This is a genomic window from Staphylococcus argenteus (assembly GCF_000236925.1).
Classification (GTDB): Bacteria; Bacillota; Bacilli; order Staphylococcales; family Staphylococcaceae; genus Staphylococcus; species Staphylococcus argenteus.
The window spans coordinates 2,529,853-2,555,831 of record NC_016941.1 but is presented as its reverse complement, the minus strand read 5'-3'; the positions used below and the strand labels follow the sequence as shown (position 1 = coordinate 2,555,831).

Sequence of the window (25,979 nt, the reverse complement as noted above, 5' to 3'; positions counted from 1 at the left end):
TTTATATATATATACAGCGACGGATAACCGAAATATCAATGAAATAGAGTAGGTGTTTTTTGTGAAAAGTGAATGGACTTTCGACGGATTTTTAAAAAAATGCATCTTCGCGACTTGCCAAATTAATAGCGTCATTGAAAAGTTTGATTTTCCGTAATAAAGTTCAATTGCTTGTATTTTTATCATGAAAGTAATAAAAATAAATTAACATGATTTTAAATCTATTTGTAAGATAAGGAGATTTGTCATTATGACAACAGAAGGTCTATTAGTTGCAGAAAAAGAAATTGAAGTGAATGGTTACGACATTGATGCAATGGGTGTCGTTAGTAATATCGTTTATATTAGATGGTTCGAAGATTTGAGAACAGTTTTTATAAATCAGCATATGAATTACTCAACTATGATCAACCAAGGCATTTCACCTATACTTATGAAAACTGAAGCAGAATACAAAGTACCAGTAACGATACATGATAAACCAGTAGGTCGCATTTATTTAGTTAAAGCTAGTAAAATGAAATGGGTATTTAAGTTTGAAATCGTATCTCCAAGTGGAGTGCATTGCATTGGTACACAGACAGGTGGTTTTTACCGATTGAGCGATAAGAAAATTACACGTGTTCCACAAGTATTTCAAGATATTTTAACTTCAAAGTAATTACCGTATTAAAATAAAAAACGTAAGAAGGTGTTCGAAATGGTTAAGCAATTAAATAGTGTCGAAGCATTCCAAGCATTTATAAATCAGCATCCGTTAGCAGTCGTACATGTCATGCGCGATCAATGTAGTGTTTGTCATGCGGTCTTACCACAAATTGAAGACTTGATGAAATCATATCCCAATGTGCCGTTAGCAGTTATAAATCAAAGTCATGTGGGAGCCATTGCTGGTGAATTGAATATATTTACAGTACCTGTTGATTTGATTTTTATGAATGGAAAAGAAATGCATCGACAAGGTCGTTTTATCGATATGCAACGTTTTGAACACCAACTTAAACAAATGAATGATAGTTTGAATCACGAGAAAGGTGAAACGTAACATCGTAACTTGTGATTCGCCAATAACTTTTATTTTCAATGTGGTGTGGACAGCATCGTTTATTTCCCAGTAAATATTGGTAGTAAATAGAATCAGCATGGTACATTAATACTATAGTAGAAATCATCAAAGAGGAGTGACGACAAATGCGTAAAAAATGGTCTACACTAGCGTTTGCATTTTTAGTAGCGGCATACGCACATATTAGAATTAAAGAAAAACGCAGTGTGAAAAGTTATATGTTAGAGGTAGGTATACGTTTATCAAGAGCAAAGCGTCGTTTTATGTATAAAGAAGAAGCAATGAAAGCACTAGAAAAGATGGCGCCAGAGACAGCAGGTGAATATGAGGGCACCAATTATCAATTTAAGATGCCAGTAACAGTAGATAAGCAATACGGTTCAACCGTTTATACCATTAATGATAAAGAAGACAAGCATCAACGAGTGGTATTATATGCACATGGAGGCGCATGGTTCCAAGACCCACTCAAAATTCATTTCGAATTTATTGATGAACTTGCAGAAATACTTGATGCTAAAGTGATTATGCCAGTGTATCCGAAAATTCCGCATCAAGATTATCAAGCGACGTATGTACTTTTTGAAAAGCTATATCATGATTTATTGAATCAAGTAGCAGATTCTAAACAGATCGTTGTAATGGGTGACTCTGCGGGCGGTCAAATTGCTTTATCATTTGCTCAATTATTAAAAGAAAAACATATTGTGCAACCAGGACATATTGTATTAATTTCACCAGTTTTAGATGCAACGATGCAGCATCCTGAAATTCCTGACTACTTAAAGAAAGACCCAATGGTAGGTGTGGAAGGTAGTGTGTTCTTAGCTGAACAATGGGCAGGGGACACACCTTTAGACGACTACAAGGTATCACCAATTAATGGTGACTTAGATGGTCTAGGTCGTATTACATTAACTGTTGGCACAAAAGAAGTACTGTATCCAGATGCTTTGAACTTATCGCAATTGTTGAGTGCGAAAGGTATTGAACATGACTTTATACCTGGGTATTACCAATTCCATATTTATCCAGTATTTCCAATTCCTGAACGTCGACGTTTCTTATATCAAATTAAAAATATTATCGACTAAAATAAAAAACTCTGATATCACAAATGATGTAGCTACGTTTATAAAAAGTAGTTACTTGCTAATGTGATAATCAGAGTTTTCTTATTCATGTATTTCTTTAGGTTGTTTTTTAAGCGATAGTAATAATATCAAAATCATAATTAAAATAATACCGACAATCTGAAATGATTTGAACGCCACATGTAACCACAAACTGCTTGCGATGACTGCTACTACAGGTTCAACAGTTCCGAATAGTGTTGTTTCTTTCGCCGATATGTATTGTAAACTGTCGATAAAGAAATAAAACGCGAGTGCGGTACCGCCGATAATACCAAATAGTAAAAATAAAATTGTAGATAATCCCCATTCTGAAATATTGATTTGCCAAATTGGATGACGTAAATTCATTGCAATGCCAGAAATAAGCATTGCCCACCCGACAATTAGAATCGAACCATAGCGGTTAAGTAATTCTGATGGATAAATTGTATAAAATGCAAGTGCAACACCAGCTAAAATGCCCCAGAATAAACTTGCAGGATTAACGACTAAGTTAGAGAATGAACCGTTAGTTAATAATAAAAATGTGCCTACTAGTGTCATGACGATAGCAAGTACATCAAATAATGTAAGTTTAGCAACACCTCTTAAAACAAACCAAACAATGATATACACAGGTGCAATATATTGTAATAGCGTCGCGATAGCAGCATTGCCTGTATTAATAGATGCCATATAAGCATATTGTACAACTAACATACCGAGTATGCTGAAAATCAATAATTTACCTAGCATTTGTCGATCTTGGAACACGCTAAAAATAGAACGTTTGGGTTGCATCATTTTGTACATAATAAGTAAGAAAATACCACTAATTACAAGTCGAGCAGTGACATACCAATCGATATCGATATTATGATGTTTAAAAAGAAAATCGGAAACTGTACCACCTAATCCCCATAAACACGCGCCTGTTATTGCTAATAAAATACCTTTTAAGCGCAAAGCTGAATGATTATTCGCCAAATATCTCACCCCTTAAAACTCAACACCGACGAATTGAAAAATGTCAGTGCTCAATAATGATTTAGTTTATTATATCGATTTTTAAAGGAGAGGGAAATGAAAAAATAAAAAAACATCTAAGATGTAAGTATCTAGATGAGGATTTTAACTACAAAGGTTATGGGATTTTATAGATAGTAAGATGAGGATTATTTAAATGAAATTTCAGGCAAACTCAAATGTTTTTGTGAAAGCGCTCCGTGATGAGAATGCTGAATATCTAACACGAAATGTGACACATCATGCCCAGTCATGCTCGTATATAAAATAATGACTAAATAAGAAGTGAAAGTTATAAAGATAAGTGCTAAATAGATAGAAATTGCAACTTTAACGGAATGACTTAATTGCATCTATACCGCCTCCATTTAGTTATGGTAATTATTTTCAACTTAAGTGTAACGAATCATTGTTAATTTAATGTAAATTTGAGATTAAAAAAAGTAAAGGTTCAAACTGAAAGTCATCATCATTCCTATCAGAAAACTAGAAATAATATCTTACTTTTATAAACGTATTGCAAATATATGTGTAATAAGTTATTTTTGAATATGGTGTGTTTATTACAAAAAAAGCTCAGGTAAAAAAATATAAAAATAGCCCAAAAGCGAATTTATTCAAAGATTGAAAATTTTTAGAATTATTTCCATTCTAGATTTGTTGGATTTTTAATAAATAACTGTCTGACTATTGAATGTTATTTAGAGTAATAAGTTTATTTACTTATATTATTAGCAATATAAGCAGTTATTTAAACAATATCTTTTAAAAAACTTTCACAATTATGAAATATTTCACTTAAATATTTGATTTGATAACAGATAAAAGTTGAAAACGTTTTCTTAAGGGTGTACGATGTTTATGGTCTGAAAATAAATTAAATAGAGAGAGGTTTTTGGGAAATGGATATTCTGTTAGGTGTAGGCACACTAGTCTTGGTTTTAGTGATCATGACGCTGTTTTTAAAGTATGCACCGTACGGTAAACAAGGACTACAAGCATTGTCCGGTGCGGCTTGTGCGACATTTCTACCACAAGCATTCTTAAGTTACGCTATTGGTGGCGTATTTGACATTAAGTTTTTACAAGATATTGGGGATTTAGCAGGAAGTTTAAGCGGTATCGCAGTAGGTATTCTAACATGCTTAAACTTAGGCGTTGCACCAGTATTTGCGGTCATTGTTGGTTTAGTATTACATGACTTCAAACTATTACCAGCATTCATCGCAGCGTATGCAGTTGCATTTCTTATTAAATGGATTGAAAAGAAAGTGCCAGAAGGCTTGGACTTAATTGTGGTGATCTTATTTGCGCCAGCAATTGCTTTCGGACTTGCATCAATTATTACTCCTGGAGTATTAGCAACTCTTAAACAAATAGGTAGTGCAGTTACTGCAGTAGGTGATAATAATCCATATGCATTAGCGGTTATTTTAGGACTAGTAATTCCAGTTACAGGAATGACGCCGCTAAGTTCAATGGTATTAACAAGTTTATTAGGACTTACAGGTGTTCCTATGGCTATTGGGGCACTCACATGTACAGGTAGCTCATTTGTTAACCTTATTTTATTCCGAAAATTAAATATCGGTGGACCTTCAAAAGCATTTGCAGTTTGTATTGAACCATTGACGCAAATCGATTTAATAGCGCAATACCCAATACAACTATATGGTTCAAATGCACTGATTGGTGTTGTGAATGCATGTATCGTAACATTTAGTGGACTAGTGATAGGTGTTAAAGGTATGGCAACGCCAATAGCCGGAGCTATCGTATTATTTGGCTTTAATAATGCAGTGACATCAATTGTAACAATCGCAACAGTGATTATTGTCAGCATTGTCTTAGCTTATATTATTGGAACATTAATCAATAAGTTTAATTTAATGAATATCAACTTTAAAATGCCGAGCAAAAAGAATCGTATTAAGGAGAGTGTTTAATTATGGCAAAAAGCTATGATTATCAAAGTGCTTTCGATATCATCGGACCAGTTATGATGGGACCTTCAAGTTCTCATACGGCTGGTGCAGTAAAGATTGGGAATTCAGCACGTGCAATATTGGGAGATATTCCAAAAAATATAGAAATACATTATTATGAATCATTTGCTCAAACACATCAAGGGCATGGAACAGATGTCGCTATTGTTGGTGGAGCAATGGGATATTCAACATTTGATAACCGAATTAAGTCTGCTTTAGAAATTGCAGCTGATGATGGTATTAAAATAGATATCATTGAAGAAGAAGGGGACAGTATCGGTCAACATCCAAACTGTGCTTACATTAAATCATCTCGTAATGATGGACGCTATATTGAAATTATCGGTATTTCAATTGGTGGTGGTACAATTAAAATTAAAGGTATTCATATAAATGGTTTAGAAGTAGATTTGAATCATGGATTACCAATCTTAGTTGTAGATGGACACATGACTAAAGCTCAAGTGAATCATTTTATTAATGATATCAATGATATGAAATTGGACTGTAAAGACGAACTTATTAATATAGATGTAGATAAATGTTTAGTTGTTTTACCATTAAATAAAGCAATCTCAGAATCAACATTAAATACAATTAAAAATAAATACAGTGACGTAAACGTTTCCTATATAAATTAGAGGGGGAATAAACATGTTTGATTCAATTAGAGAGACTATAGATTATGCCGTAGAAAATAAAATTTCATTTGCGGAAATCATGGTTAAAGAAGAAATGGAATTGAGCGGTAAATCACGTGATGAAGTGCGAGCGCAAATGAAACAAAATTTAGATGTCATGCGAGATGCAGTAATCAAAGGTACTACAGGTGACGGTGTTGAAAGTGTTACGGGCTACACTGGTCATGACGCAGCAAAATTACGTGATTATAATGAAACACATCATGCCTTGTCAGGTTATGAAATGATTGACGCAGTAAAAGGTGCCATCGCAACAAATGAAGTCAATGCTGCTATGGGTATCATTTGTGCGACACCAACAGCTGGTTCCTCGGGTACCATTCCCGGTGCACTTTTTAAATTAGAAAAAACACATGACTTAACAGAAGATCAAATGATTGATTTCTTATTTACATCAGCATTGTTTGGACGTGTCGTAGCGAACAATGCAAGTGTAGCTGGTGCGACAGGTGGGTGCCAAGCAGAAGTGGGTTCTGCATCTGCAATGGCGGCAGCTGCAGCAGTAGCTATTTTCGGAGGATCACCAGAAGCCTCTGGGCATGCAATGGCACTAGCGATAAGTAATTTATTAGGTTTAGTTTGTGACCCAGTAGCAGGACTTGTTGAAATTCCTTGTGTTATGAGAAATGCAATCGGTTCTGGCAACGCTTTAATTTCAGCAGATTTAGCATTAGCGGGTATTGAAAGTAGAATTCCTGTTGATGAAGTTATTGAAGCAATGGATAAGGTTGGTCGTAACCTTCCTGCATCATTACGTGAAACAGGATTGGGTGGATTAGCTGGCACACCAACTGGAGAGGCAATTAAACGTAAAATCTTTGGCACAGCTGAAGATATGGTGAAAAATAATTAAGCCCATTACAATAAAATATTGATAAAAAAGAAGCATCTGTCTGGATTATTAGTACCAGATAGATGCTTCTTAAGTATCTCTGATGAAGTTGAAAAATTTATGGCAAATTCATTCTCATCAAAATAGTGATTGCAAAAGCGCCCCCGTATATCTAAAATAACTTAAAAGGAGTGATGATATGCTAAGACTATCAATCATCTTTATAGCATTCATCATTAACACAACGATTACATATGGATATACGACTGAGGGAACGTGGGTCAATCTATTATTTAAATCTTTATCACTCAGCATGATTATCGTTTTCATGTTCTACTATATTCGTTTTGTTATTGAGAAAAAGCGTTAAATCAAAGAGCTATGGGGATAGTATTTGGAATGAAAAATAAAGGGGACAATGTAAATCAATGTAATATGCTCTACAAAGTTATATTGGCAGTAGTTGACTGAACGAAAATGCGCTTGTAACAAGCTTTTTTCGATTCTAGTCAACCTTGCCGGGGTGGGACGACGAAATAAATTTTGCGAAAATATCATTTCTGTCCCACTCCCCTGAGAAGTTTACAATTTTATATGTTGGTATGTTATGTTATGTGAATTGACATGGTTGTCTTGTTTTTAATATGTGATTTAAACATTACTAGTCTTGTAAATCTAATTCGTAAAACGCTAAATCTAACCATCGATTAAATTTAAAACCTACATTGGTCAGTGTGCCGGCATGCTTAAAAGCAAACTTTTGATGCAATTGAATACTCGCTTTGTTGGAAGCATCGATGCCTGCAACTAGCGCACGATAACCTTTAGCTTTTGCCTCCACAATTAAATGTTGTAATAATTGACTAGCTATACCTTTTCCTCTAGCTGAAGCATCGACATAAATAGAATGTTCAATTGTATATAAATATGCTGGCCAAGGTCTAAACGAACCGAACGTCGCAAACCCTAAGACACTTCCATTTTCCTCAAATACAAAGATAGGCTCATGCTTACGTTGTTTCGTTTCAAACCATGCGACACGTTCGTCTATGGTTTGTGGTTCATAAGTATAAACAGCTGTAGTATTGATAATGGCATCGTTGTATATCGCTAATATAGCGTTTAAGTCTTCTTTTTTAGCGCATCTAATCATAACTATTCCCCCTTAGTAATTATTAAAAGCGTTTCGTTATTTGAATGCAAATATGTGTAATGAAATCTAACGTAAAAGTATATGTGCAAATTTTATAATATAAAATGAATTGCTATGAGTCATTTTGAAATTAATGGTATACTATATGAAATGTTAATAGGCATTGTGAAATGTATAAAAGGAGCCTTAACGTATGAAAAAATGGACAAATCGATTAATGACAATCGCTGGTGTGGTACTTATCCTAGTGGCAGCATATTTGTTTGCTAAACCACATATCGATAATTATCTTCACGATAAAGATAAAGATGAAAAGATTGAACAATATGATAAAAATGTAAAAGAACAGGCGAGTAAAGATAAAAATCAGCAAGCTAAACCTCAAATTCCGAAAGATAAATCGAAAGTGGCAGGATATATTGAAATTCCAGATGCTGATATTAAAGAACCAGTATATCCAGGACCAGCAACACCTGAACAATTAAATAGAGGTGTAAGCTTTGCAGAAGAAAATGAATCACTAGATGATCAAAATATTTCAATTGCAGGACACACATTTATTGACCGTCCGAACTATCAATTTACAAATCTTAAAGCAGCCAAAAAAGGAAGTATGGTGTACTTCAAAGTTGGTAATGAGACGCGTAAGTATAAAATGACAAGTATAAGAGATGTTAAGCCTACAGATGTAGAAGTTCTAGATGAACAAAAAGGAAAAGATAAACAATTAACATTAATTACTTGTGATGATTACAATGAAAAAACAGGCGTTTGGGAAAAACGTAAAATTTTTGTAGCTACAGAAGTTAAATAATCCATTGCGCTAATGGATTAATATATTTAGTAGAAAACAGTCTTGATTGCGAGACTGTTTTTTGTTTGTTCTGAGATAGAATGCAATCAAATATCCAGTGTAATGTGTTTTGCATATATGAAAGCAATTTCAAAATGTGAATATAGGTTCATTGTGGTATGACAAACTTCATTGCTTGTCGTGAGATGGATATAATGAAGACGACTAAAAGAGCAATGAGGAGGATAATCATGGTTAAGGCTATTGCGGTAGATATGGACGGGACGTTTTTAGATTCGAAAAAGACATACGATAAATCAAGATTTGAAGCGATTTTTACTGAACTTAGAAATAGAGATATTACATTTATTGCTGCGAGTGGCAATCAATATGCGAAGTTGAAGTCTATTTTCGGGGATAGAGATATGTATTTTATTTCTGAAAATGGTGCAGTTATTTATAAAGGCAATGAGTTATATAATTATAAAAGCTTTAATCGTCAGGTGTTTCAACAGGTTGTCGATTACTTAAATATGAACCAAGGTATTGATCAACTCGTCATCTGTGGTTTGAAAAGCGCGTATATTTTGAAACGTACTTCTGAAGCATTTAAAGAAGATACGAGATTTTATTATCATCAGTTAAAAGAAATTGACAGTCTACAACAATTACCTGAGGATGATTATGTCAAAATAGCATTTAATATTAATCGTGAGACGCATCCGAATGTTGATGAAGAAGTAGCGATGCAATTCAGCAATGATATTAAACTTGTCTCAAGTGGGCACGATAGTATTGATATTATTATGCCAAACATGACTAAAGGACAGGCATTAAAACGATTGTTAGATAAATGGGAAATGTCTTCTTCAGAGCTCATGGCCTTCGGAGATGCGAATAATGATAAAGATATGCTTGCGTTCGCTAAGCATAGTTATGTGATGGAAAATAGTCATGATGAAGAATTGTTCAGTATTGCCTCTGCTGTCGCTCCAAGTAATGATAAGCAGGGTGTTTTAACGATTATCGAACAAGAAGTGTTGAAAAAGTAGGTAGTATATCATCAATGAAGCAGCTATCATGATACTAAATACATGTTAAATGAAAACTTTGAATACGAATCATCAAATATTAATATATCTCAAACAGGTTAGGCAATAATGCCATAGTAAAATAAGCGCACTACAATCATTTGAATAGATGATAAAATAAAGCGGATTTTAATCAAATCGATTTTGATACAGATATACAAAATAAAAAGCAAAGGCACATGGCGCGCCTTTGCTTTTAAATATATATTAATTTAAACGTGTTTCACATGTACCAGTGTTAATGACAGATAATGCTGCGTTTAAACCACCTTCAACAAGGTTTTGTACTGCTTCATCAGAGAAGAAAGCAATATGTGGTGTTACTAAAATTCTTTCATGTTCGATTAACTCTAATAATGTTTTATCGTCAATGTCTTTATTAGTCCAGTCATTTGTGAAGTATGCTGCTTCATTTTCATAAGTATCAATCGCAGCACCTAACAAAGTACCATCGTTCACTGCAGCGATTAAATCAGGTGTATTGATGACTGCACCACGTGCTGCGTTAACTAAGATTGCACCTTTTTTCACATGATCAAACATTGCTTTATCGAATAAATGATAGCTTTCTTTGTTCGCTGGAACATGTAAAGAAATAATATCGGCATCTTTAATAGCTTCTTTAACACTATCTTTGTAAGTTAAAAAGTCTAAATCTTTATTAGGATAAGCGTCATAAGCAGTAATTGTAGCACCAAATCCTGCATATATTTTAGCTGTAGCAGCACCGATACGACCCGTACCGATAATTGCAACAGTCATATTTTTAACTGGTTTAGACATGATTTCTGCTTGCCAAGTAAAATCATGTGCTTGTACACGGCGTTCAATATCTGGGAAGCGACGCACTAATTGTAGGGCGATAGAAACAGAATACTCTGCAATAGTTTCAGGTGAATAACTTGGAACGTTAGATACCACAATATTGTGTTTTTTAGCTAAATCTAAATCATACATATCAAATCCAGCAGTACGTTGTGCAATTTGTTTAATACCGTAAGATTCTAATTTAGGATAAACATCATTTTCTAACTTACCAAATTGCATTGTAGTTACGCCATCGTAGTCTTTTAATTGATCGACTGTAGCACTTGATAATAGCTCTTTAGAAGTAGTTACTTCGACGTTATTCTTTTTCCCCCAATTTAATGCCATCTCTTTCTCATAATCACGCGTACCGAAGAACATAATTTTTGTCATTATTAAAAACCTCGCTTTTAAAAGATTGAAAAGTAAATGAGTGAAATTAAAGGTCATGCACATTAAAATCACGCCACAATTTAATTGTGAAAAATATCACAAATATATTATAACACTAAATTTTTCAAAATTCAAAAACGTGTTTAATTGTAGAAAGCCTATAACGTGTGCACAAGTTATACTGGATTGAAAACGGATTACTTTAGTCTTATTTGAACATGAAGTATAATTTGTATAGCAATAAATATAAAAATTGGAGGCTATGTTCAATGAGCAATATGAATCAAACAATTATGGATGCATTTCATTTCAGACATGCGACTAAGCAATTCGATCCACAAAAGAAAGTTTCGAAAGAAGATTTTGAAACAATATTAGAGTCAGGTAGATTGTCTCCAAGTTCTCTTGGGTTAGAACCTTGGAAGTTTGTCGTGATTCAAGATCAAGCGTTACGTGATGAATTAAAAGCACACAGCTGGGGTGCAGCAAAACAATTAGAAACTGCTAGTCATTTTGTGTTAATTTTTGCGCGAAAAAATGTAACGTCAAGATCGCCGTATGTACAGCATATGTTACGAGATATTAAAAAGTATGAAGCGCAAACGATTCCAGCTGTTGAACAAAAATTCGATGCATTCCAAGCAGATTTCCACATTAGTGATAATGAACAAGCGTTGTATGACTGGTCAAGTAAACAAACGTATATCGCACTGGGGAATATGATGACAACAGCTGCATTATTAGGTGTTGATTCATGTCCAATGGAAGGTTTTAGTCTGGATACAGTAACAGATATTTTAGCGAATAAAGGCATCTTAGATACTGAGCAATTTGGTTTGTCAGTGATGGTCGCATTTGGCTACAGACAACAAGATCCACCGAAAAATAAAACACGCCAAGCATATGAAGATGTTATTGAATGGGTTGGACCAAAAGAATAAATAAATCACAGTATGTCTAAATATATAAAATTAAAAAGTTAGCATAAAAGCCTGCGATTACATATATATAAATCGCAGGCTTTTGCTTGAATAATTTTATTAAGTAAGCGTTGATGATTATTTTTCTGGAACAAGGTCAGTATTTGAATGAACTGTGATGTCAAACCCTTCTGGTGCCGTAAATGTATGTGTTGGGGCATCAGGTTGATAAATATCAATATGAGTTAATCCATAACTTTGTGCATTGTTTTGTCTTGCTTGATTGGATTGCCAAGTATTAGCAGCAATATGATGGTGATAATGATTCGTTGACATAAATAGCGCACGTGGAAAATCAGACACATGTTGGAATCCTAATTGTTCAATGTAGCATTGATATGCTGCATTTAAATCATGTGTTTTTAAATGTAAATGTCCAATCATTCCTTTTGCTGGCATACCTTGCCATCCTTCATCAGTACGGTGTGTTAATAATGTTTGGCTATCAACTTCTAAAGTATCCATTTTAACTTTGTCATTTTGCCATTCCCATGAAGATGAAGGTCTATCACGGTATACTTCAATACCATTACCTTCTGGGTCATTAAAATATAAAGCTTCACTTACTAAATGATCGCCAGCGTCGATACCCATATTTTTGTGTGCCACAAAATATAAGAAGTTAGCTAAATCCTCAGTAGTTGGTAATAAAAATGCGATATGAAATAGTCCTGCTTCACGTGGGGAAGGCTGACGTCCGTCTTCTAATAAATGTAACGTTAATGTGTGGCCACCATTACCAACAGATAAAACGGTTGTGTTATCATCAGAACTTTTAACAGATAGTCCTAAAATATTTTTATAAAATGTTGTCATTAAATTTAAATCTCTTACATTCAGCTCGATATTTGTTACTTGTGTTGCTGTTTTATCGTGAAATGCCATCGTGCATCGCCTCGTTTTCTATTTTCTATAAGTTAGTATAAAAAGTATACCAGAAAAGAAAATGAATTGATAGCATAAAGTTTTAAATTCAAAATAATATGACGTTCCGTAATTTTATATTGATGCGAACACATAAAAAAGCGATGGTACAGTCGTACCATCGCAAAATTTATTTATCCAAGATACACATCTTGATATGAATCTTCTTTTTCTAACATATGTTTAGCAAAAGAACATGATGCAATAATTTTTAAATGATTTTCTCTTGCATGTTCAACAACTGCTTTAACTAATTTTTTGCCAACACCTTGACCACCAAGTTCATCAGACACGCCTGTGTGGTCAATATTAATTTCATTGTTATCAACAAAACGGAATGTAATTTCAGCTAATGCATGATTTTCAACGTCACCAATATAGAATTTATTCTCGCCTTGTTTAATTTCAAGGTTACTCATACATATCAACTCCTATCATGAATGATTATTATATTTCCCTATTCTATTTTAACTTAAACGGAGTTAAAGGTGCATGACAGTCATGTGACGACATTGCCGCTCTACAAGCAGTCATTTTTATTAAGTGCAATTTGAAATAAAGATGAAAACACGTATCTTGACATTAAATACATTCAGCTATATAATTTATCTCGAAATCGAAATAAAATGAAAAGTTGGTGATGATATGGATCGAACGAAACAATCGCTCAATGTTTTTGTCGGAATGAATAGGGCATTAGACACATTAGAGCAAATTACAAAAGAAGACGTAAAGCGATATGGCTTAAATATTACTGAATTTGCAGTGCTTGAGTTGCTTTATAACAAAGGTCCGCAACCAATTCAACGTATTAGAGACCGCGTATTAATTGCAAGTAGCAGCATTTCATATGTTGTAAGCCAATTAGAGGACAAAGGTTGGATTACACGTGAAAAGGATAAAGATGATAAACGTGTATACATGGCTTGTTTAACTGAAAAAGGTCAAAGTCAAATGGCAGATATTTTCCCTAAGCATGCTGAGACATTAACAAAGGCATTTGATGTGTTAACAAAGGATGAATTAACAATCTTACAACAAGCGTTTAAGAAACTAAGTGCACAATCTACAGAAGTGTAAGACGTGCACTAAAAATTTACATTAAAATATCTCGATTTCGAGATAAAAACACTAAAGATATAAAGAGGGTATATAAAATGACAAATAATCATAAATTACTAGGTATACACCATGTAACTGCTATAACAGATAATGCAGAACGTAATTATAAATTTTTTACAGAAGTATTAGGCATGCGTTTAGTTAAAAAGACAGTTAATCAAGATGATATTTATACGTATCACACATTTTTTGCAGATGATGTAGGTTCGGCAGGTACAGATATGACGTTCTTTGATTTTCCAAATATTCCAAAAGGGCAGGCAGGAACAAATTCCATTACAAGACCGTCTTTTAGAGTGCCTAACGATGACGCATTAATGTATTATGAACATCGCTTTAATGAATTTGGTGTTAAACACGGTGGTATTCAAGAACTATTTGGTAAAAAAGTGTTGCCATTTGAAGAAGTAGACGGCCAAGTGTATCAATTAATTTCAGATGAGTTAAATGAAGGTGTAGCACCTGGTGTACCATGGAAGAATGGACCGGTTCCAATAGATAAAGCGATTTATGGCTTAGGACCCATTGAAATTAAAGTGAGTTATTTTGACGACTTTAAAAATATTTTAGAGACTGTTTACGGTATGACAACTATTGCACATGAAGATAATGTCGCATTACTTGAAGTTGGCGAAGGTGGTAATGGTGGCCAGGTAATCTTAATAAAAGATGATAAAGGGCCAGCAGCACGTCAAGGTTATGGTGAAGTACATCATGTGTCATTTCGTGTAAAGGACCATGATGCAATAGAAGCTTGGGCAACGAAATATAAAGAATTAGGTATTAACAACTCAGGCATCGTTAATCGTTTCTATTTTGAAGCATTATATGCACGTGTGGGTCATATTTTAATAGAAATTTCAACAGATGGACCAGGATTTATGGAAGATGAACCATATGAAACATTAGGCGAAGGATTATCATTACCACCATTTTTAGAAAATAAAAGAGAATATATAGAATCAGAAGTTAGACCTTTTAATACGAAGCGTCAACATGATTAATTGGAATGAGAGGGATTTGTGATGGAACATATTTTTAGAGAAGGACAAAAAGGTGCGCCAACGCTAATATTATTGCATGGTACAGGTGGCGATGAGTTCGATTTATTGCCATTAGGCGAAGCATTGAATGAGAATTATCACTTGTTAAGTATTAGAGGACAAGTTTCAGAAAATGGGATGAACCGGTATTTCAAACGTCTTGGTGAAGGTGTTTATGATGAAGAAGATTTGGAATTTCGTGGACAAGAATTGTTAGATTTCATTAAAGAAGCTGCTGAGCGTTATGATTTTGATATTGAAAAGGCTGTACTTGTAGGATTTTCAAATGGATCAAATATAGCGATTAACTTAATGTTGCGCTCAGAAGCACCATTTAAAAAAGCATTGTTATATGCACCGTTATATCCAATTGAAGTAATGTCAACAAAGAATTTATCAGATGTCAGTGTGTTGCTTTCTATGGGAAAACATGATCCTATTGTGCCATTAGCTGCAAGTGAAAAAGTCATTAACTTGTTTAAGACACGTGGGGCACAAATCGAAGAAGTTTGGGTGAATGGTCATGAAATTACAGAAACTGGATTAACGACTGGGCAACAGATACTTGAGAAATAACGGTTCTATTAGGAAGCGGACAGATGGAAAAGATTTTTACTTTTCATCTGCCCGCTTTTTTGATTTTGAAGTGCTGTACTAAATTTTACAATGGCATAGATATTTTAATCGATATGTGATTTGCCGGCAATACGCTTAATTAAACCTTTATAGAGTACAGGTATGAGTAAGATGAAACCGAACAATCCCATAATAGGGAATACTTTTCCAATTAATGAAATGAAACCGATAAATGTACTAATATAAGTGATGACAGCCATTGTAATAATTATGATGAAGTAACGTTTGCTAAATGGAACGCTGAAACGTGACGCAAATGCATACATTAATCCAACAACAGTATTGTAGATGACAAGTATCATAATGACAGACATAATAATACCAATTGACGGAGACATTTGTGTTGCTAATTTTAATGTGGGTAAATCAACGTGTTTAATTTTATCGAATTGAGAAATTAAACCTAGGTTAATCATCATGAGTAAAAATGTAATGATTAAACCACCAATGAAGCCACCGTATAACGTTGAGTCACGATACTTAACTTTGCTACCCATCACTGATAAGAAGCTGAAGGCAGCAGCAATTTGCAAGCTTGCATAGTTAATCGCATCAAACCACCATCCAGGTGATAATGATTTCTGCTTATGAATCTGAGCATCATTATTAGCGGCAGTAAAATCAAGATGACTCGTTGTGAAATAGTACACGGCAATCATAATGACAATCGCAATTAAAAATGGGGTAACACCGCCAAGCACAGCAATTAAACGATCGAATTTTAGAAACAGTGTTGCTAAAATGAAGGCGACTAATATGAGTGCGCTCAGCCAATATGGTAAGTTGAAACTTTGATGAATGGTTGATGCGCCACCTGCAGTCATAATAATAGCTAAAGACAACATAAACATTGTCAAAATAATATCAAAACCTCTTGCAATAGAGGGGTATAAGAAATAGTTAATTGAATCAGAATGATTTCGAGACTTTAGATGATGACCTGTATGCATGACAATCATTCCATCTAAAGTAATCAATAGTCCTGTAACAATAATGCCTGAAATGCTATACGCGCCATGACTTGTGAAAAACTGGAAAATTTCTTGACCAGTAGCAAAGCCGGCACCAACGACAACACCAACAAAGGCAAATGCCACAATAATGGACTCTTTTAAGATACGCATGATTTAAAAATGTCCCTTCGTAATTTTAAGTAATATAGAAAATGTAACATACATGTTAATGAAAAATATAGTACTAATATAGTATTTTGTTAAATTGGTGTAGAAGCGGGGGCGTCGGTCATTTTGTTAGTTGATTTTGCATTTTTTACTGTAAAGATGTTATAACACTGTTAACAAGGAACTAGCATAGATACACCAATCCCCTCACTACTCGCAACAGTGAGGGGATTTTTTTCGGTGTAGCTAGGTCGCCTTTTTTCTTATTATTACGTGTACGTAGCCAGTGCGTAAACACTGCACCACTAAATAAGTGACGATACGTGCATCAAATGTCGTCTTTAGTCTAAATAACGATCATGCATTAATATTTTTAAAATATCGATTTGATCTTGTAACTCTTTTCCAATATTAGTATCACGAATCTTCTTACGTTGTAATTCTTTATCTACGACGCGCTTTATAGAAAGTTCATCAATACCTTCGGAAAGGATTTTTTCTTTAGCGTTAAATTGTTGATGTGCAACGAGTTGCATTCCGAATGAATTGTACAACAATGTATATCCTGCAATGCCAGTTGTTGACTGATACGCCTTTGAAAAGCCGCCATCAATGACAAGCATCTTTCCATCAGCCTTGATAGGATCTTCGCCATTAATTTCTTTCACTGGTGTGTGACCATTAATAATGCGACCTTCATCTGGATTTAATCCGAAATCACTGAGCATTTTACGAACCATATTCACATCTTCACGAAGATGATAGTATGGATTTTTTTCTTCCTTGTGAGAAGCTTTATCCGCAATAAAGTATCGCTCAAACGTTGTCATGGCACGCTTACCAAATAATGAAGAATATTTCCCAGTCCATAAATACCAAACTAAATCCGTCGATAAATCGTCAGTTTGATCTTTATGGTCAAATGATTTACGCACATGATACTCAAAGACGTCTAATAATTCTTGACCATTATAAGTTTTTCCGTCAATTTCAAATGATTCCATCTTACCTTGTTCATCAACTGGAATACATCCATGAATGAGTAAATTTCCATTGTATGGTAAGTAAAGCGTACCTTTACGCATTAAAAATGACATATGACGACGTAATTTTTCAGATTGTTGGAAAGATAATAATAGTTTATTCATGACTTCTTCTTCTTCAGGTAGTAATTCTGCAGGATTATCACGATTGACAGTTTGGAAACATGTATCTTTCAATGGGTATGTATTACCATAAACCGTAATTTCATTAGTATCATAATTAACTTTTTCAAGCACAAGACGTTCTTCCATTTCGAAATTTGGACGACGTTTAATAATTGGTATTTCTAACTTGAATTGAATCATCGCAATTGCTTGATGAATTTTAGTAATCTGACTTTCTTCACGTTGAGTTAAACGTTCATGTTTATCGGGTCTTTTTTTAGGTTTAAAAGCAGGATTATCTGCATCATAGTATTTTTCAGCTAAAGTAAGCAGTGGTCTTAAATTTATGCCATAAGCGTCTTCGATAATATCTAAATTATCATAACGTGCACAAATTCGAAGTAAATTTGCTAAGCATACTTTAGATCCTGCATAAGCACCAACCCAAAGCACATCATGATTTCCCCATTGAATATCTAGAGAATGATAATTAATCAGCGTATCCATGATTTTATCTGGTTGCGGGCCACGATCATAAATGTCACCGACAACGTGTAAATGATCAACAACTAAGCGTTGTACAGAATACGCAAGACCTATAATTAAATCATCAGCTTGTTTAAGTTCAATCACTTGGTTAACAAGCGTCTCATAGTAAGATTTTTTATTTTGATATTCGTTACTTTTATATAGTAGTTCTTCGATGATATAAACATATTGCTTTGGCAATGCTTTACGTAGTTTAGAACGAGTATATTTTGAAGAGCAGTATTTAATCAATTCAATTAAATGTTCAATCGTTGTGATATACCAGACATTAAGTTGGCCACAACTTTGAAAATCACTTTTAATCAGCTTTAATTTATCTTCTGGATAGTATACGAGAGCTGTTAAGTCATTGAGCTCCTTTGTTGAAAGCTTTTCTTTAAAAATATCATTGATTTTCGCTCGTACATTCCCAGAACCGTTGCGTAATACGTGTTGAAATGCTTCATATTCACCATGTAAATCGCTGACGAAATGCTCGGTACCTTTAGGTAATTCTAAAATAGATTCCAAATTGATAATTTCAGTTGCAAGCTTTTCTGGAGAATCAAAATGTTGAGATAGCAAATCTAAATACTTCTTTTTTAATTCTTTTTCAGTAATTTGAGTCATTACGTGTCACTCCTGTAGTATATTTCAAACATTGGTTTATAAAATAAATGCGCTTACAACGATTATCAAGAAAACGTTAACATTTTTCAATAAGTATGCTTGAAATGATAAGAATAGAGGGCAGAATTTTGTGGATTTTAGCATTAGGAGGCGTTGTAGTATAGTCAAAAATAAGTGGAGAAGTGATATGTTTATTTTAAAAATGAGATGAGGGATTTTTTATATTCGTAAGTTTCCTAAAAAATTACGATATGTAAAAGTGAGGAATTGCTAAAGTTTGGATGAAAAAATCCCCGCACCATTATTTTGGTGAAGGGATTTGAAAATGATTTTGAATTACGATGGAATATGAGTGTATTTAGACATCTAATACTTTAAGTTACTAAACATTTTTCTTCTTGAAAATAAATACTACAAGGATTAAGAAAATAGAAATATAAACAATATTTCCAATAAACAATTCATGAAGTTCTAGTTTCGTTGACTTACTAAAACCTTTTTCAACTATTTGAATCATAATATTCATCATATTAATAGGGTTCCACTTTAGCAATTCAATTTTTTCTAAAAGTGCCGTTTGAATAACTGCTAATATAGTACTTGCAAAATAAAAAACAATACCTACTGCAATGGCTACGCCCGTTGAATTTGTTGCGCATGATAATAGTAACGTTAAGCTTAAAACTAACCAAACGCCAACAAATATGCCTAAACTAACTAATAATAATTGATTCAATAAAGATAATTGATTACCGCTACTTTCAAATATATTTAAATCATTAAAGAATAAAGACCCAATACCAATTGAAGCGATAATTGTAATAGCAAAATAAATTAAAGAAATAATAAATAATGTGATGACTTTGCTAATAATCATAGTTGTTCTTGAATATTCACGATAAAGTAAATTTTTAATCGTTCCGTAATGAAATTCCATTGAAATGATTGTACTTGCTTGGATAATTAATAAAAGTGCAAACCATGAAAAACCATTAAAACCAGAAATGAAAGTTTCCTTTGGCGTGATATTGTATTTTGTAGCAATGTAACCTTGAGCAACCATTAGTAGAATAAAGACAATCGGTGCGATAAAAGTTGATTTCTTCTTATATAATTTAAAAAATTCTTGTTTAATTAAAGTTCCCATTTTATGCTTGATCCTCCCTTTCTATGATGTCTAGTAATACATTTTCTAAATCATTATCTTTAAATTGTTTAAGTTCTTCTTCCGATGTTTCTGTTACAATTTTACCTTTGTTGATAATAAGGATAGAGTTTGTAATTTTAACCAATTCACTTAAAATATGACTCGAAATTAAGAAAGTAACACCTTCTTGCGCTTTTTGAACAATCAATTCACGTACATCTCGCACAGCTTTTGGATCTAAGCCGTTCATTGGTTCATCTAAGATAACAAATTGAGGATCATTTAAAAATGCTATAGCAATTCCTAATTTTTGTTTCATACCAAGAGAATACGTTTTAGCTTTTTTATGAATGTATTCATCCATATGAAGTTGTGAAACAATTTTATCGATATCTTGAGTGTTTTTTGATTCGTTCAATAACTTCAAGTTTTCATATCCAGTCATAAAAGGATATATTCCTGGATTTTCAATCAATGCACCGATATTGGTTTTGCTATCCTTGCTTTTAATGACGTTAAAACTTCCTTTTTGAAAACTTGAATAGCCCAATATAACTTTCATTAAAGACGTTTTGCCTGCACCATTCGCTCCAACAAGACCTACAATGTGTCCACGTTTTAACGTTAAGGATATATCTTCAAGAATCGTTTTATTTCCTATCTTCTTTGTTAAATGTTCGACTGTTACAACATCCATATCACTATCTCCTTTACAATTAAATAATCTGAATCTTTGGTATTTATATATAAAAATAATTTTATCACATGGCAAGTGTTATTAGAATACGGTTTTAAAAAACTTTAATAATATAAAATATTGATATAAAAATAGGGTTTTTGGGAATTTACAAATGGTATTGTTACATTTATTAAAATGTGCAATTTGTTATGAGTAACTTTTTTGGATAGAAGGCATATTAAAGTGACGAAAACAATTTGTGTGGAAGACAGGATTTATATTGTGAGGAATAAATGGTACATAAATTAGTAAATATATGTTAATTGCAACAATATTTGACAAAAAAAGAGGGATAAATAATAATATAGTTAACCGGTTAACTAATGAAGGGGAGGAATAATAATGGATATGAAAAGAGAAGTTATTTTAAAATTACAACAATTTATTATAGAAAGAGAAAATGTCGATAAAAGAAGGCAGTATAAAAAAGAGAATGAGGCACTGGATTTATCTCTAACACAATTTCATATTATAGAGTTGATTAATAATAATGATAAAGCGAATAATAAATTTTTGTCTGACATGTTAAATGTATCAAAACCAGCGATTACTAAATCGATAAAAAAACTTTTATCGAAAGGCTTAGTAGTTGAATCGCACAATGAATTTAACAAAAGAGAAGTTAATTATTTATTGACGCAAGAAGGAAAAAAATTATCTTATATTCATGATGAATTACATGAAAAAGCGGTAAAAAAATATGAAGAAGTGCTTAAAGTGTTTGATGATGACGAAATGGCAGTTATTATAGAGTTTTTAAACCGTAGTATAGAAGAATTAAAAAAAGAAGAAGATGGTTTAAATGACTAATAGTAATATCAGATTATATGTTCTAGGATTTTTAGCATTTTTTGCATCATTGATTCAAAACATATACACGCCTATTATTCCGAGACTATATGACGATTTTCAAGTACCAATATTATGGATAAATGCTACAGTGGGTGGCTTTATATTTATCGTTGCAATTATGCAAATTGTGCTTGGCAGAAGTATAGATTCTCGTGATTCGAAAAAAGTACTTTTAACAGGTTTGGGAATAGTAATCATATCTAGCTTTATTTGTGCAGTGACACATAATTTTATATTGTTTACTATATCAAGATTACTTCAAGCAATTGGTTGCGGAATTATTCCTCTCGTGACTTTAACTTTATTAGCCAAACTAAGTACAGATAATGGTAGAGCTCAAGCAATGGCGAACTATCAAATATTTTTATCATGTGCGCCAGCTTTGGCACCAATCTTAGGGAGTGCTTTAGGCGCAAGATGGGATTATATTGGTATTTTTAGTTTTTTGCTCGTTATATCTATCGCATTATTACTGATTATCTTTTTTATCGATATTCCAAATGTTGAAAAAGGGATTGTAAAATTAACTGAAAAAATTGAAGAAAAATATTTAACCGATAAAGTGTTTATTACTTTAGTGACATTGGGATTTTTAATATTTTTGACGTACTTTTCAATATTAGTTTATTTACCGACATTATTAAATAATACCTATGATATAGGTGTTGGCATATCAGGAGTTTTGTTTTTACCTATTACTGTTAGTGTTATATTAGGAAGTTTATTTTATAAACGATTGTCAAAAAAATATAATGAAATAATGATACTTCGTGTTACTATAACTGGATTTGCTATATTTACGTTCTTGTTTGGTTGGTTAAACGAATCAAATGTAATTATATTATCAGTAATTATATTTATATTAGGTACTTGTGTTGGTATTGTGCCAGCTTTGCTGTCTACTATAATTTCTAAAAGATTTGAACATATAAAAGGAAAAGTGCTAGGTGTATTTAATTTTGTGAGATATATTGGAATGACTGTCGGTGCATTATTAATTGGTATCATTTCTCAGCCGTTGGTAGCCTTTTATTTCACAACTATAACTATCATGTTAATAATAATATTTCTTTATATAAAGATAGGTGACTTTCAGCTAAAGTATGCCAAATAAACTTAAAAAAGCAGTGAATCATTTCAATAGATGGAATGATTCACTGCTTTTTGTTTATAGAAATTTAAAATTTTTGTCATTATGCTAACAACAATATTATTTTACTCTCTTACGTTTGCCAATGTAACGTATAGCAAAGTAAATGACTGCGATAATGATAACAACATACATAATACGTGAATATGTATGAAGACCAGTCATCAACATACCAAAGCTATCGCTCAACGTGCGTCCTAGTAAAATCAAACCGAAATTCCAAATTGTTGTACCTATTAATGAAATAACGGTAAATGTCACAACATTCATGCGGTTTACACCGGCTGGAATGGTAATCAATACACGTAATACAGGTATGAAACGACAGATAAATACAGCCCATACGCCATACTTTTTAAACCAATCATTTGCTCGCTTTAAATCCTTACTTTTCAATTTAATCCACTTACCATGGCGATCAATAAAACGATATAGACGTTCTTCTGAAATCAAACGGCAGATATAATATAAAATTAACAGCCCTATAAATGATGCGATGGTTGCAATAATAAATAAAGTTAAAATTGATAAATGTGATTTAACAGACATGAGACCTGCAAATGTCAGAATAATTTCCGATGGCACGATAGGTAAAACATTTTCTAATAAAATTAATATAAAAATCGCTGCATATCCAAAACGACTAATAAATTCAGTGATAATTTGTTCCATTATTAAAAATAAGCTCCTTTAATTTTCAGCAATTGCAGACAAATAAGACTTAATAAATCAATGTAATGAAAACAGATGTAGGATACAAAGTTGAAACAAGAATTCGTCTTAAAATGTATTATAAGCAATATAACAAAAAATTGCTTGCTATAAGAGCGAAAAGTCAATAAATGATAATTAAAATGATAGGCGCTGCACAATGAATGCAAGGTATATTTATATGCAATATATAACGAATCAATAATATGTAAGAAAGCCTACAATATACGTTTTAAAACACTATGATTGCAGTATTTTTAAATCAACAAACTATAGGCTACTATGTAACTAAAAGTTCCTTTATATCGTTTTAATAGCAAAAGTTAAGCGGAATTTAATAAAATTTTTATAGATTCTATTGTAAACGCTTTCCATGTCTGATAATATTATAAAAAATAACTTTGGTACAATTTTGTGACAAAGTAGGGGTGGACATGCCAGATGTCCGAAAATTTTTATCGTTTCAGGGTAAGCTTTTAAAATTAATAAGGGAAGTAGGAATAGTTATGAAGGAAAAACGAACTAACGTAAGGTGGATGTTCGCGCTTGCGTTCTTCTTTATTGGGGTTATTGCGTATATGGATAGAGCAAACATTTCATATATTGCTAAACAAATGATGGATGATCTAGGGATGACTAAACCACAATTTGGTTTATTGGCATCATTCTTCTCTCTCGGTTATGCATTAATGCAAGTACCATCAGGTATGTTAGCTGAAAAATTCGGTCCACGTAAGATGATTACAATTGCATTAGTTTGGTGGAGTGCATTTACAATCTTAACTGGTATGATTAAAAATCACGGTTTAATTTATTTAGTGAGATTCTTATTTGGTGTGGGTGAGGCGCCAATGTACCCGTCTAATGCCGTGTTTAACTCATTTTGGTTCTCTAAAAATGAAAAAGGTAGAGCATCAAGTGCTTTATTAGCAGGTTCATATTTCGGACCGGTATTAGCACCAATAGTTACAATTGCTATTGTTAACGCATTTAACTGGCAAGCAGTATTTTACATTTTTGGTGCAGTAGGGATTTTAATGGCTGTATTATGGGCGATTATTGCAAAAGACTTACCTGAGCAACATAGAATGGTTAATGAAGCGGAGAAACGTTTCATTATGGAAAATCGTGACATTGTAGCTACTGAAAAATCATCACCACCATGGAATGATTTCTTCAAACGTTTTAGCTTTTATGCAATTGCAATTCAATACTTTGTTGTACAATTTATCATTACATTATTCTTAATTTGGTTACCGACGTATTTAGCAGAAGTATTCCACGTTAACTTTAAAGAAATGGGCATTAGTTCATTACCTTGGTTATTAATGTTCTTCTTAATCTTATCAGCAGGTGCAATTTCTGACCGTGTATTAGGATTAGGTCGTTCAAAATTTGTAGCTAGAGGTGTAATCGCAATCGCAGGATTTATTGTATTTGCAGTTTCAATTATCTTTGCTGTACGTACAGGAAATTTATATGTAAGTATTTTCTGGTTATCACTAGGTCTAGGGGGTATCGGTATTTCAATGGGTATGAGTTGGGCTGCAGCAACTGATTTAGGACGTAACTTCTCTGGTACAGTATCAGGATGGATGAACTTATGGGGTAATATAGGTGCATTAATCAGTCCACTATTAGCTGGTTTATTCGTAGAACATTTAGGTTGGACAATGACATTCCAATTATTAATTGTTCCAGCAGCAATTGCAGTAATTATGTGGTTCTATGTGAAACCAGATCAACCTTTAATTGTTAGTGATGATAAAACTTTAGAAAAATAATTCAAGCAAGCAATAAGTCTTCATTTAATGGAGATTTATTGCTTTTTTTAATACGAAAAATCAAAGTTGTGATGACTACAGTTATATAGGAATATTTTATAATTTGTATGAACTAGTGTTGATGCGAGCATTGGAAATTGAATAAGAGTAAGTAGATAATTCGGCATTTGATTCTAATTATATAAAACATTTGGAGGAAATATCTATGAATGAAAATTTAGAGAAATATATTAAAATTTTACCTATCTTAGGAATAATGATAAGTGTATTTTTAATCATATTATTCTTTTTCATATGGCATGCGGAAGGTGATTTTTATGTAATTATTTTATATTGCTTAATACCAGTTTTTGTAAATACATCTTTGTATCTACTATACACGTTCATGAATCGTTTTTTTAAGCAATAATGTTCTGTAATACCAAGCTGATTAACATTGACAGTATTCAAAATATAGCGTCATTTAATAAATCTTAGGTTGCACATTAAAATATACTAG

Annotated in this window: 30 protein-coding genes; 19 read left to right on the top strand and 11 right to left on the bottom strand. The window is 32.8% G+C overall.

The features are described from left to right. The first annotated feature begins 250 nt into the window (after positions 1–250). The 3 genes from SAMSHR1132_RS12510 to SAMSHR1132_RS12500 all read left to right on the top strand — a co-directional run bounded on the left by SAMSHR1132_RS12510 (position 251) and on the right by SAMSHR1132_RS12500 (position 2,160). Complete coding sequence (locus SAMSHR1132_RS12510) at positions 251–661, top strand: acyl-CoA thioesterase (protein WP_000206038.1); 411 nt, start codon at positions 251–253, stop codon at positions 659–661. A gap of 39 nt (positions 662–700) precedes the next feature. Beyond that, positions 701–1,045 (top strand): thioredoxin family protein, encoded by a 345-nt coding sequence (locus SAMSHR1132_RS12505; RefSeq protein WP_000240659.1) that lies wholly within the window; start codon positions 701–703, stop codon positions 1,043–1,045. A gap of 146 nt (positions 1,046–1,191) precedes the next feature. After that, positions 1,192–2,160, top strand: a complete 969-nt coding sequence (locus SAMSHR1132_RS12500; protein WP_001228155.1) for an alpha/beta hydrolase fold domain-containing protein — start codon at positions 1,192–1,194, stop codon at positions 2,158–2,160. A gap of 81 nt (positions 2,161–2,241) precedes the next feature. On the opposite strand, the gene SAMSHR1132_RS12495 is transcribed toward SAMSHR1132_RS12500, so the two are convergent. Both SAMSHR1132_RS12495 and SAMSHR1132_RS12490 read right to left on the bottom strand, forming a co-directional pair. Then, positions 2,242–3,177 carry a DMT family transporter gene (locus SAMSHR1132_RS12495; RefSeq protein ID WP_014373910.1) on the bottom strand — a complete coding sequence of 312 codons (936 nt, stop codon included), beginning with the start codon at positions 3,175–3,177 and terminating at the stop codon, positions 2,242–2,244. A 179-nt stretch (positions 3,178–3,356) separates the two neighbouring features. Continuing rightward, positions 3,357–3,560, bottom strand: a complete 204-nt coding sequence (locus SAMSHR1132_RS12490; protein ID WP_001177185.1) for a hypothetical protein — start codon at positions 3,558–3,560, stop codon at positions 3,357–3,359. 549 nt (positions 3,561–4,109) lie between these two features. On the opposite strand from SAMSHR1132_RS12490, the gene SAMSHR1132_RS12485 reads away from it, so the two are divergent. From SAMSHR1132_RS12485 to SAMSHR1132_RS12465, 5 genes are read left to right on the top strand one after another with little or no spacing between them, the layout of a single operon-like run. Beyond that, positions 4,110–5,153, top strand: coding sequence for a PTS fructose transporter subunit IIC (locus SAMSHR1132_RS12485; protein WP_000353629.1), 1,044 nt, complete (start codon positions 4,110–4,112; stop codon positions 5,151–5,153). Between the two features lie 2 nt (positions 5,154–5,155). Then, a complete protein-coding gene (gene sdaAB / locus SAMSHR1132_RS12480; RefSeq protein WP_001140229.1) occupies positions 5,156–5,836 on the top strand; it encodes an L-serine ammonia-lyase, iron-sulfur-dependent subunit beta in 681 nt (226 codons plus the stop codon). A 13-nt stretch (positions 5,837–5,849) separates the two neighbouring features. Continuing rightward, positions 5,850–6,749 carry an L-serine ammonia-lyase, iron-sulfur-dependent, subunit alpha gene (gene sdaAA / locus SAMSHR1132_RS12475; RefSeq protein ID WP_000460417.1) on the top strand — a complete coding sequence of 300 codons (900 nt, stop codon included), beginning with the start codon at positions 5,850–5,852 and terminating at the stop codon, positions 6,747–6,749. A gap of 18 nt (positions 6,750–6,767) precedes the next feature. Next, entirely contained in the window at positions 6,768–6,875 is a 108-nt protein-coding gene (locus SAMSHR1132_RS12470) for a hypothetical protein (RefSeq protein ID WP_042355800.1), read from the top strand. A gap of 52 nt (positions 6,876–6,927) precedes the next feature. Further along, the gene (locus SAMSHR1132_RS12465; protein WP_001549802.1) at positions 6,928–7,098 is read left to right on the top strand and encodes a hypothetical protein; all 171 of its coding nucleotides are present in this window, start codon (positions 6,928–6,930) and stop codon (positions 7,096–7,098) included. A gap of 291 nt (positions 7,099–7,389) precedes the next feature. On the opposite strand, the gene SAMSHR1132_RS12460 is transcribed toward SAMSHR1132_RS12465, so the two are convergent. Further along, complete coding sequence (locus tag SAMSHR1132_RS12460; protein WP_000617350.1) at positions 7,390–7,881, bottom strand: GNAT family N-acetyltransferase; 492 nt, start codon at positions 7,879–7,881, stop codon at positions 7,390–7,392. A gap of 193 nt (positions 7,882–8,074) precedes the next feature. Here SAMSHR1132_RS12460 and srtA point away from each other — a divergent pair, with 193 nt between their 5' ends. Together srtA and SAMSHR1132_RS12450 are read left to right on the top strand one after the other, a co-directional pair. Continuing rightward, the gene (gene srtA / locus SAMSHR1132_RS12455; RefSeq protein ID WP_000759363.1) at positions 8,075–8,695 is read left to right on the top strand and encodes a class A sortase SrtA; all 621 of its coding nucleotides are present in this window, start codon (positions 8,075–8,077) and stop codon (positions 8,693–8,695) included. Positions 8,696–8,925: 230 nt separating this feature from the next. Continuing rightward, a complete protein-coding gene (locus SAMSHR1132_RS12450; RefSeq protein ID WP_000237537.1) occupies positions 8,926–9,726 on the top strand; it encodes a Cof-type HAD-IIB family hydrolase in 801 nt (266 codons plus the stop codon). A 246-nt stretch (positions 9,727–9,972) separates the two neighbouring features. On the opposite strand, the gene SAMSHR1132_RS12445 is transcribed toward SAMSHR1132_RS12450, so the two are convergent. Beyond that, positions 9,973–10,965 (bottom strand): D-lactate dehydrogenase, encoded by a 993-nt coding sequence (locus SAMSHR1132_RS12445; protein ID WP_000161546.1) that lies wholly within the window; start codon positions 10,963–10,965, stop codon positions 9,973–9,975. A 269-nt stretch (positions 10,966–11,234) separates the two neighbouring features. Between SAMSHR1132_RS12445 and SAMSHR1132_RS12440 the strand changes: the two genes are divergently transcribed. Further along, a complete protein-coding gene (locus tag SAMSHR1132_RS12440) occupies positions 11,235–11,906 on the top strand; it encodes an NAD(P)H-dependent oxidoreductase (protein WP_000069108.1) in 672 nt (223 codons plus the stop codon). A 117-nt stretch (positions 11,907–12,023) separates the two neighbouring features. On the opposite strand, the gene SAMSHR1132_RS12435 is transcribed toward SAMSHR1132_RS12440, so the two are convergent. Together SAMSHR1132_RS12435 and SAMSHR1132_RS12430 are read right to left on the bottom strand one after the other, a co-directional pair. Next, entirely contained in the window at positions 12,024–12,830 is an 807-nt protein-coding gene (locus SAMSHR1132_RS12435) for a VOC family protein (protein WP_000863980.1), read from the bottom strand. 173 nt (positions 12,831–13,003) lie between these two features. Then, the gene (locus SAMSHR1132_RS12430) at positions 13,004–13,288 is read right to left on the bottom strand and encodes a GNAT family N-acetyltransferase (RefSeq protein WP_000067119.1); all 285 of its coding nucleotides are present in this window, start codon (positions 13,286–13,288) and stop codon (positions 13,004–13,006) included. Positions 13,289–13,514: 226 nt separating this feature from the next. On the opposite strand from SAMSHR1132_RS12430, the gene mhqR reads away from it, so the two are divergent. The 3 genes from mhqR to mhqD all read left to right on the top strand — a co-directional run bounded on the left by mhqR (position 13,515) and on the right by mhqD (position 15,610). After that, entirely contained in the window at positions 13,515–13,949 is a 435-nt protein-coding gene (mhqR, locus tag SAMSHR1132_RS12425) for a MarR family transcriptional regulator MhqR (protein ID WP_000376235.1), read from the top strand. Between the two features lie 77 nt (positions 13,950–14,026). Next, positions 14,027–14,995, top strand: coding sequence for a ring-cleaving dioxygenase MhqE (gene mhqE / locus SAMSHR1132_RS12420; protein ID WP_000183744.1), 969 nt, complete (start codon positions 14,027–14,029; stop codon positions 14,993–14,995). Between the two features lie 21 nt (positions 14,996–15,016). Further along, positions 15,017–15,610 (top strand): methylhydroquinone degradation carboxylesterase MhqD, encoded by a 594-nt coding sequence (gene mhqD, locus SAMSHR1132_RS12415; RefSeq protein WP_000400023.1) that lies wholly within the window; start codon positions 15,017–15,019, stop codon positions 15,608–15,610. A gap of 104 nt (positions 15,611–15,714) precedes the next feature. Here the strand turns inward: mhqD and SAMSHR1132_RS12410 are convergent, their stop codons facing one another. The 4 genes from SAMSHR1132_RS12410 to SAMSHR1132_RS12395 all read right to left on the bottom strand — a co-directional run bounded on the left by SAMSHR1132_RS12410 (position 15,715) and on the right by SAMSHR1132_RS12395 (position 20,941). Then, on the bottom strand, positions 15,715–16,794 hold the full coding sequence (locus SAMSHR1132_RS12410) for a YkvI family membrane protein (protein ID WP_014373909.1): 1,080 nt from the start codon (positions 16,792–16,794) through the stop codon (positions 15,715–15,717). Positions 16,795–17,132: 338 nt separating this feature from the next. Further along, on the bottom strand, positions 17,133–19,097 hold the full coding sequence (locus SAMSHR1132_RS12405; RefSeq protein WP_000192164.1) for a fructose-1,6-bisphosphatase: 1,965 nt from the start codon (positions 19,095–19,097) through the stop codon (positions 17,133–17,135). A 382-nt stretch (positions 19,098–19,479) separates the two neighbouring features. Further along, the gene (locus tag SAMSHR1132_RS12400; protein WP_000536971.1) at positions 19,480–20,244 is read right to left on the bottom strand and encodes an ABC transporter permease; all 765 of its coding nucleotides are present in this window, start codon (positions 20,242–20,244) and stop codon (positions 19,480–19,482) included. A gap of 1 nt (position 20,245) precedes the next feature. Further along, positions 20,246–20,941: an ABC transporter ATP-binding protein gene (locus tag SAMSHR1132_RS12395; protein WP_000383664.1), complete on the bottom strand. Its 696-nt coding sequence runs from the start codon at positions 20,939–20,941 to the stop codon at positions 20,246–20,248. Between the two features lie 390 nt (positions 20,942–21,331). Between SAMSHR1132_RS12395 and SAMSHR1132_RS12390 the strand changes: the two genes are divergently transcribed. From SAMSHR1132_RS12390 to SAMSHR1132_RS12380, 3 genes are read left to right on the top strand one after another with little or no spacing between them, the layout of a single operon-like run. Continuing rightward, positions 21,332–21,793 (top strand): MarR family winged helix-turn-helix transcriptional regulator, encoded by a 462-nt coding sequence (locus SAMSHR1132_RS12390; RefSeq protein ID WP_096001354.1) that lies wholly within the window; start codon positions 21,332–21,334, stop codon positions 21,791–21,793. Then, complete coding sequence (locus SAMSHR1132_RS12385; RefSeq protein ID WP_000185199.1) at positions 21,786–22,949, top strand: MFS transporter; 1,164 nt, start codon at positions 21,786–21,788, stop codon at positions 22,947–22,949. Before SAMSHR1132_RS12390 ends, SAMSHR1132_RS12385 begins: the two co-directional genes overlap by 8 nt. After that, the gene (locus SAMSHR1132_RS12380) at positions 22,939–23,037 is read left to right on the top strand and encodes a hypothetical protein (protein WP_042355791.1); all 99 of its coding nucleotides are present in this window, start codon (positions 22,939–22,941) and stop codon (positions 23,035–23,037) included. Before SAMSHR1132_RS12385 ends, SAMSHR1132_RS12380 begins: the two co-directional genes overlap by 11 nt. A gap of 8 nt (positions 23,038–23,045) precedes the next feature. Here the strand turns inward: SAMSHR1132_RS12380 and SAMSHR1132_RS12375 are convergent, their stop codons facing one another. Beyond that, positions 23,046–23,657 (bottom strand): DedA family protein, encoded by a 612-nt coding sequence (locus tag SAMSHR1132_RS12375; protein ID WP_000435044.1) that lies wholly within the window; start codon positions 23,655–23,657, stop codon positions 23,046–23,048. Between the two features lie 545 nt (positions 23,658–24,202). Here SAMSHR1132_RS12375 and SAMSHR1132_RS12370 point away from each other — a divergent pair. Together SAMSHR1132_RS12370 and SAMSHR1132_RS14320 are read left to right on the top strand one after the other, a co-directional pair. Beyond that, positions 24,203–25,480: an MFS transporter gene (locus tag SAMSHR1132_RS12370; protein ID WP_042355951.1), complete on the top strand. Its 1,278-nt coding sequence runs from the start codon at positions 24,203–24,205 to the stop codon at positions 25,478–25,480. 205 nt (positions 25,481–25,685) lie between these two features. Next, a complete protein-coding gene (locus SAMSHR1132_RS14320; RefSeq protein ID WP_001004924.1) occupies positions 25,686–25,889 on the top strand; it encodes a hypothetical protein in 204 nt (67 codons plus the stop codon). Positions 25,890–25,979: the final 90 nt, after the last annotated feature.

Bases quoted from the DNA above. Each gene is read 5' to 3' on its own strand.
- SAMSHR1132_RS12510 (WP_000206038.1), top strand. From the start codon at position 251: ATGACAACAGAAGGTCTATTAGTTGCAGAAAAAGAAATTGAAGTGAAT.
- SAMSHR1132_RS12505 (WP_000240659.1), top strand. From the start codon at position 701: ATGGTTAAGCAATTAAATAGTGTCGAAGCATTCCAAGCATTTATAAAT.
- SAMSHR1132_RS12500 (WP_001228155.1), top strand. From the start codon at position 1,192: ATGCGTAAAAAATGGTCTACACTAGCGTTTGCATTTTTAGTAGCGGCA.
- SAMSHR1132_RS12490 (WP_001177185.1), bottom strand. From the start codon at position 3,560: ATGCAATTAAGTCATTCCGTTAAAGTTGCAATTTCTATCTATTTAGCA.
- SAMSHR1132_RS12485 (WP_000353629.1), top strand. From the start codon at position 4,110: ATGGATATTCTGTTAGGTGTAGGCACACTAGTCTTGGTTTTAGTGATC.
- sdaAB (WP_001140229.1), top strand. From the start codon at position 5,156: ATGGCAAAAAGCTATGATTATCAAAGTGCTTTCGATATCATCGGACCA.
- sdaAA (WP_000460417.1), top strand. From the start codon at position 5,850: ATGTTTGATTCAATTAGAGAGACTATAGATTATGCCGTAGAAAATAAA.
- SAMSHR1132_RS12465 (WP_001549802.1), top strand. From the start codon at position 6,928: ATGCTAAGACTATCAATCATCTTTATAGCATTCATCATTAACACAACG.
- SAMSHR1132_RS12460 (WP_000617350.1), bottom strand. From the start codon at position 7,881: ATGATTAGATGCGCTAAAAAAGAAGACTTAAACGCTATATTAGCGATA.
- srtA (WP_000759363.1), top strand. From the start codon at position 8,075: ATGAAAAAATGGACAAATCGATTAATGACAATCGCTGGTGTGGTACTT.
- SAMSHR1132_RS12450 (WP_000237537.1), top strand. From the start codon at position 8,926: ATGGTTAAGGCTATTGCGGTAGATATGGACGGGACGTTTTTAGATTCG.
- SAMSHR1132_RS12445 (WP_000161546.1), bottom strand. From the start codon at position 10,965: ATGACAAAAATTATGTTCTTCGGTACGCGTGATTATGAGAAAGAGATG.
- SAMSHR1132_RS12440 (WP_000069108.1), top strand. From the start codon at position 11,235: ATGAGCAATATGAATCAAACAATTATGGATGCATTTCATTTCAGACAT.
- SAMSHR1132_RS12435 (WP_000863980.1), bottom strand. From the start codon at position 12,830: ATGGCATTTCACGATAAAACAGCAACACAAGTAACAAATATCGAGCTG.
- SAMSHR1132_RS12430 (WP_000067119.1), bottom strand. From the start codon at position 13,288: ATGAGTAACCTTGAAATTAAACAAGGCGAGAATAAATTCTATATTGGT.
- mhqR (WP_000376235.1), top strand. From the start codon at position 13,515: ATGGATCGAACGAAACAATCGCTCAATGTTTTTGTCGGAATGAATAGG.
- mhqE (WP_000183744.1), top strand. From the start codon at position 14,027: ATGACAAATAATCATAAATTACTAGGTATACACCATGTAACTGCTATA.
- mhqD (WP_000400023.1), top strand. From the start codon at position 15,017: ATGGAACATATTTTTAGAGAAGGACAAAAAGGTGCGCCAACGCTAATA.
- SAMSHR1132_RS12410 (WP_014373909.1), bottom strand. From the start codon at position 16,794: ATGCGTATCTTAAAAGAGTCCATTATTGTGGCATTTGCCTTTGTTGGT.
- SAMSHR1132_RS12405 (WP_000192164.1), bottom strand. From the start codon at position 19,097: ATGACTCAAATTACTGAAAAAGAATTAAAAAAGAAGTATTTAGATTTG.
- SAMSHR1132_RS12400 (WP_000536971.1), bottom strand. From the start codon at position 20,244: ATGGGAACTTTAATTAAACAAGAATTTTTTAAATTATATAAGAAGAAA.
- SAMSHR1132_RS12395 (WP_000383664.1), bottom strand. From the start codon at position 20,941: ATGGATGTTGTAACAGTCGAACATTTAACAAAGAAGATAGGAAATAAA.
- SAMSHR1132_RS12390 (WP_096001354.1), top strand. From the start codon at position 21,332: ATGAAAAGAGAAGTTATTTTAAAATTACAACAATTTATTATAGAAAGA.
- SAMSHR1132_RS12385 (WP_000185199.1), top strand. From the start codon at position 21,786: ATGACTAATAGTAATATCAGATTATATGTTCTAGGATTTTTAGCATTT.
- SAMSHR1132_RS12380 (WP_042355791.1), top strand. From the start codon at position 22,939: ATGCCAAATAAACTTAAAAAAGCAGTGAATCATTTCAATAGATGGAAT.
- SAMSHR1132_RS12375 (WP_000435044.1), bottom strand. From the start codon at position 23,657: ATGGAACAAATTATCACTGAATTTATTAGTCGTTTTGGATATGCAGCG.
- SAMSHR1132_RS12370 (WP_042355951.1), top strand. From the start codon at position 24,203: ATGAAGGAAAAACGAACTAACGTAAGGTGGATGTTCGCGCTTGCGTTC.
- SAMSHR1132_RS14320 (WP_001004924.1), top strand. From the start codon at position 25,686: ATGAATGAAAATTTAGAGAAATATATTAAAATTTTACCTATCTTAGGA.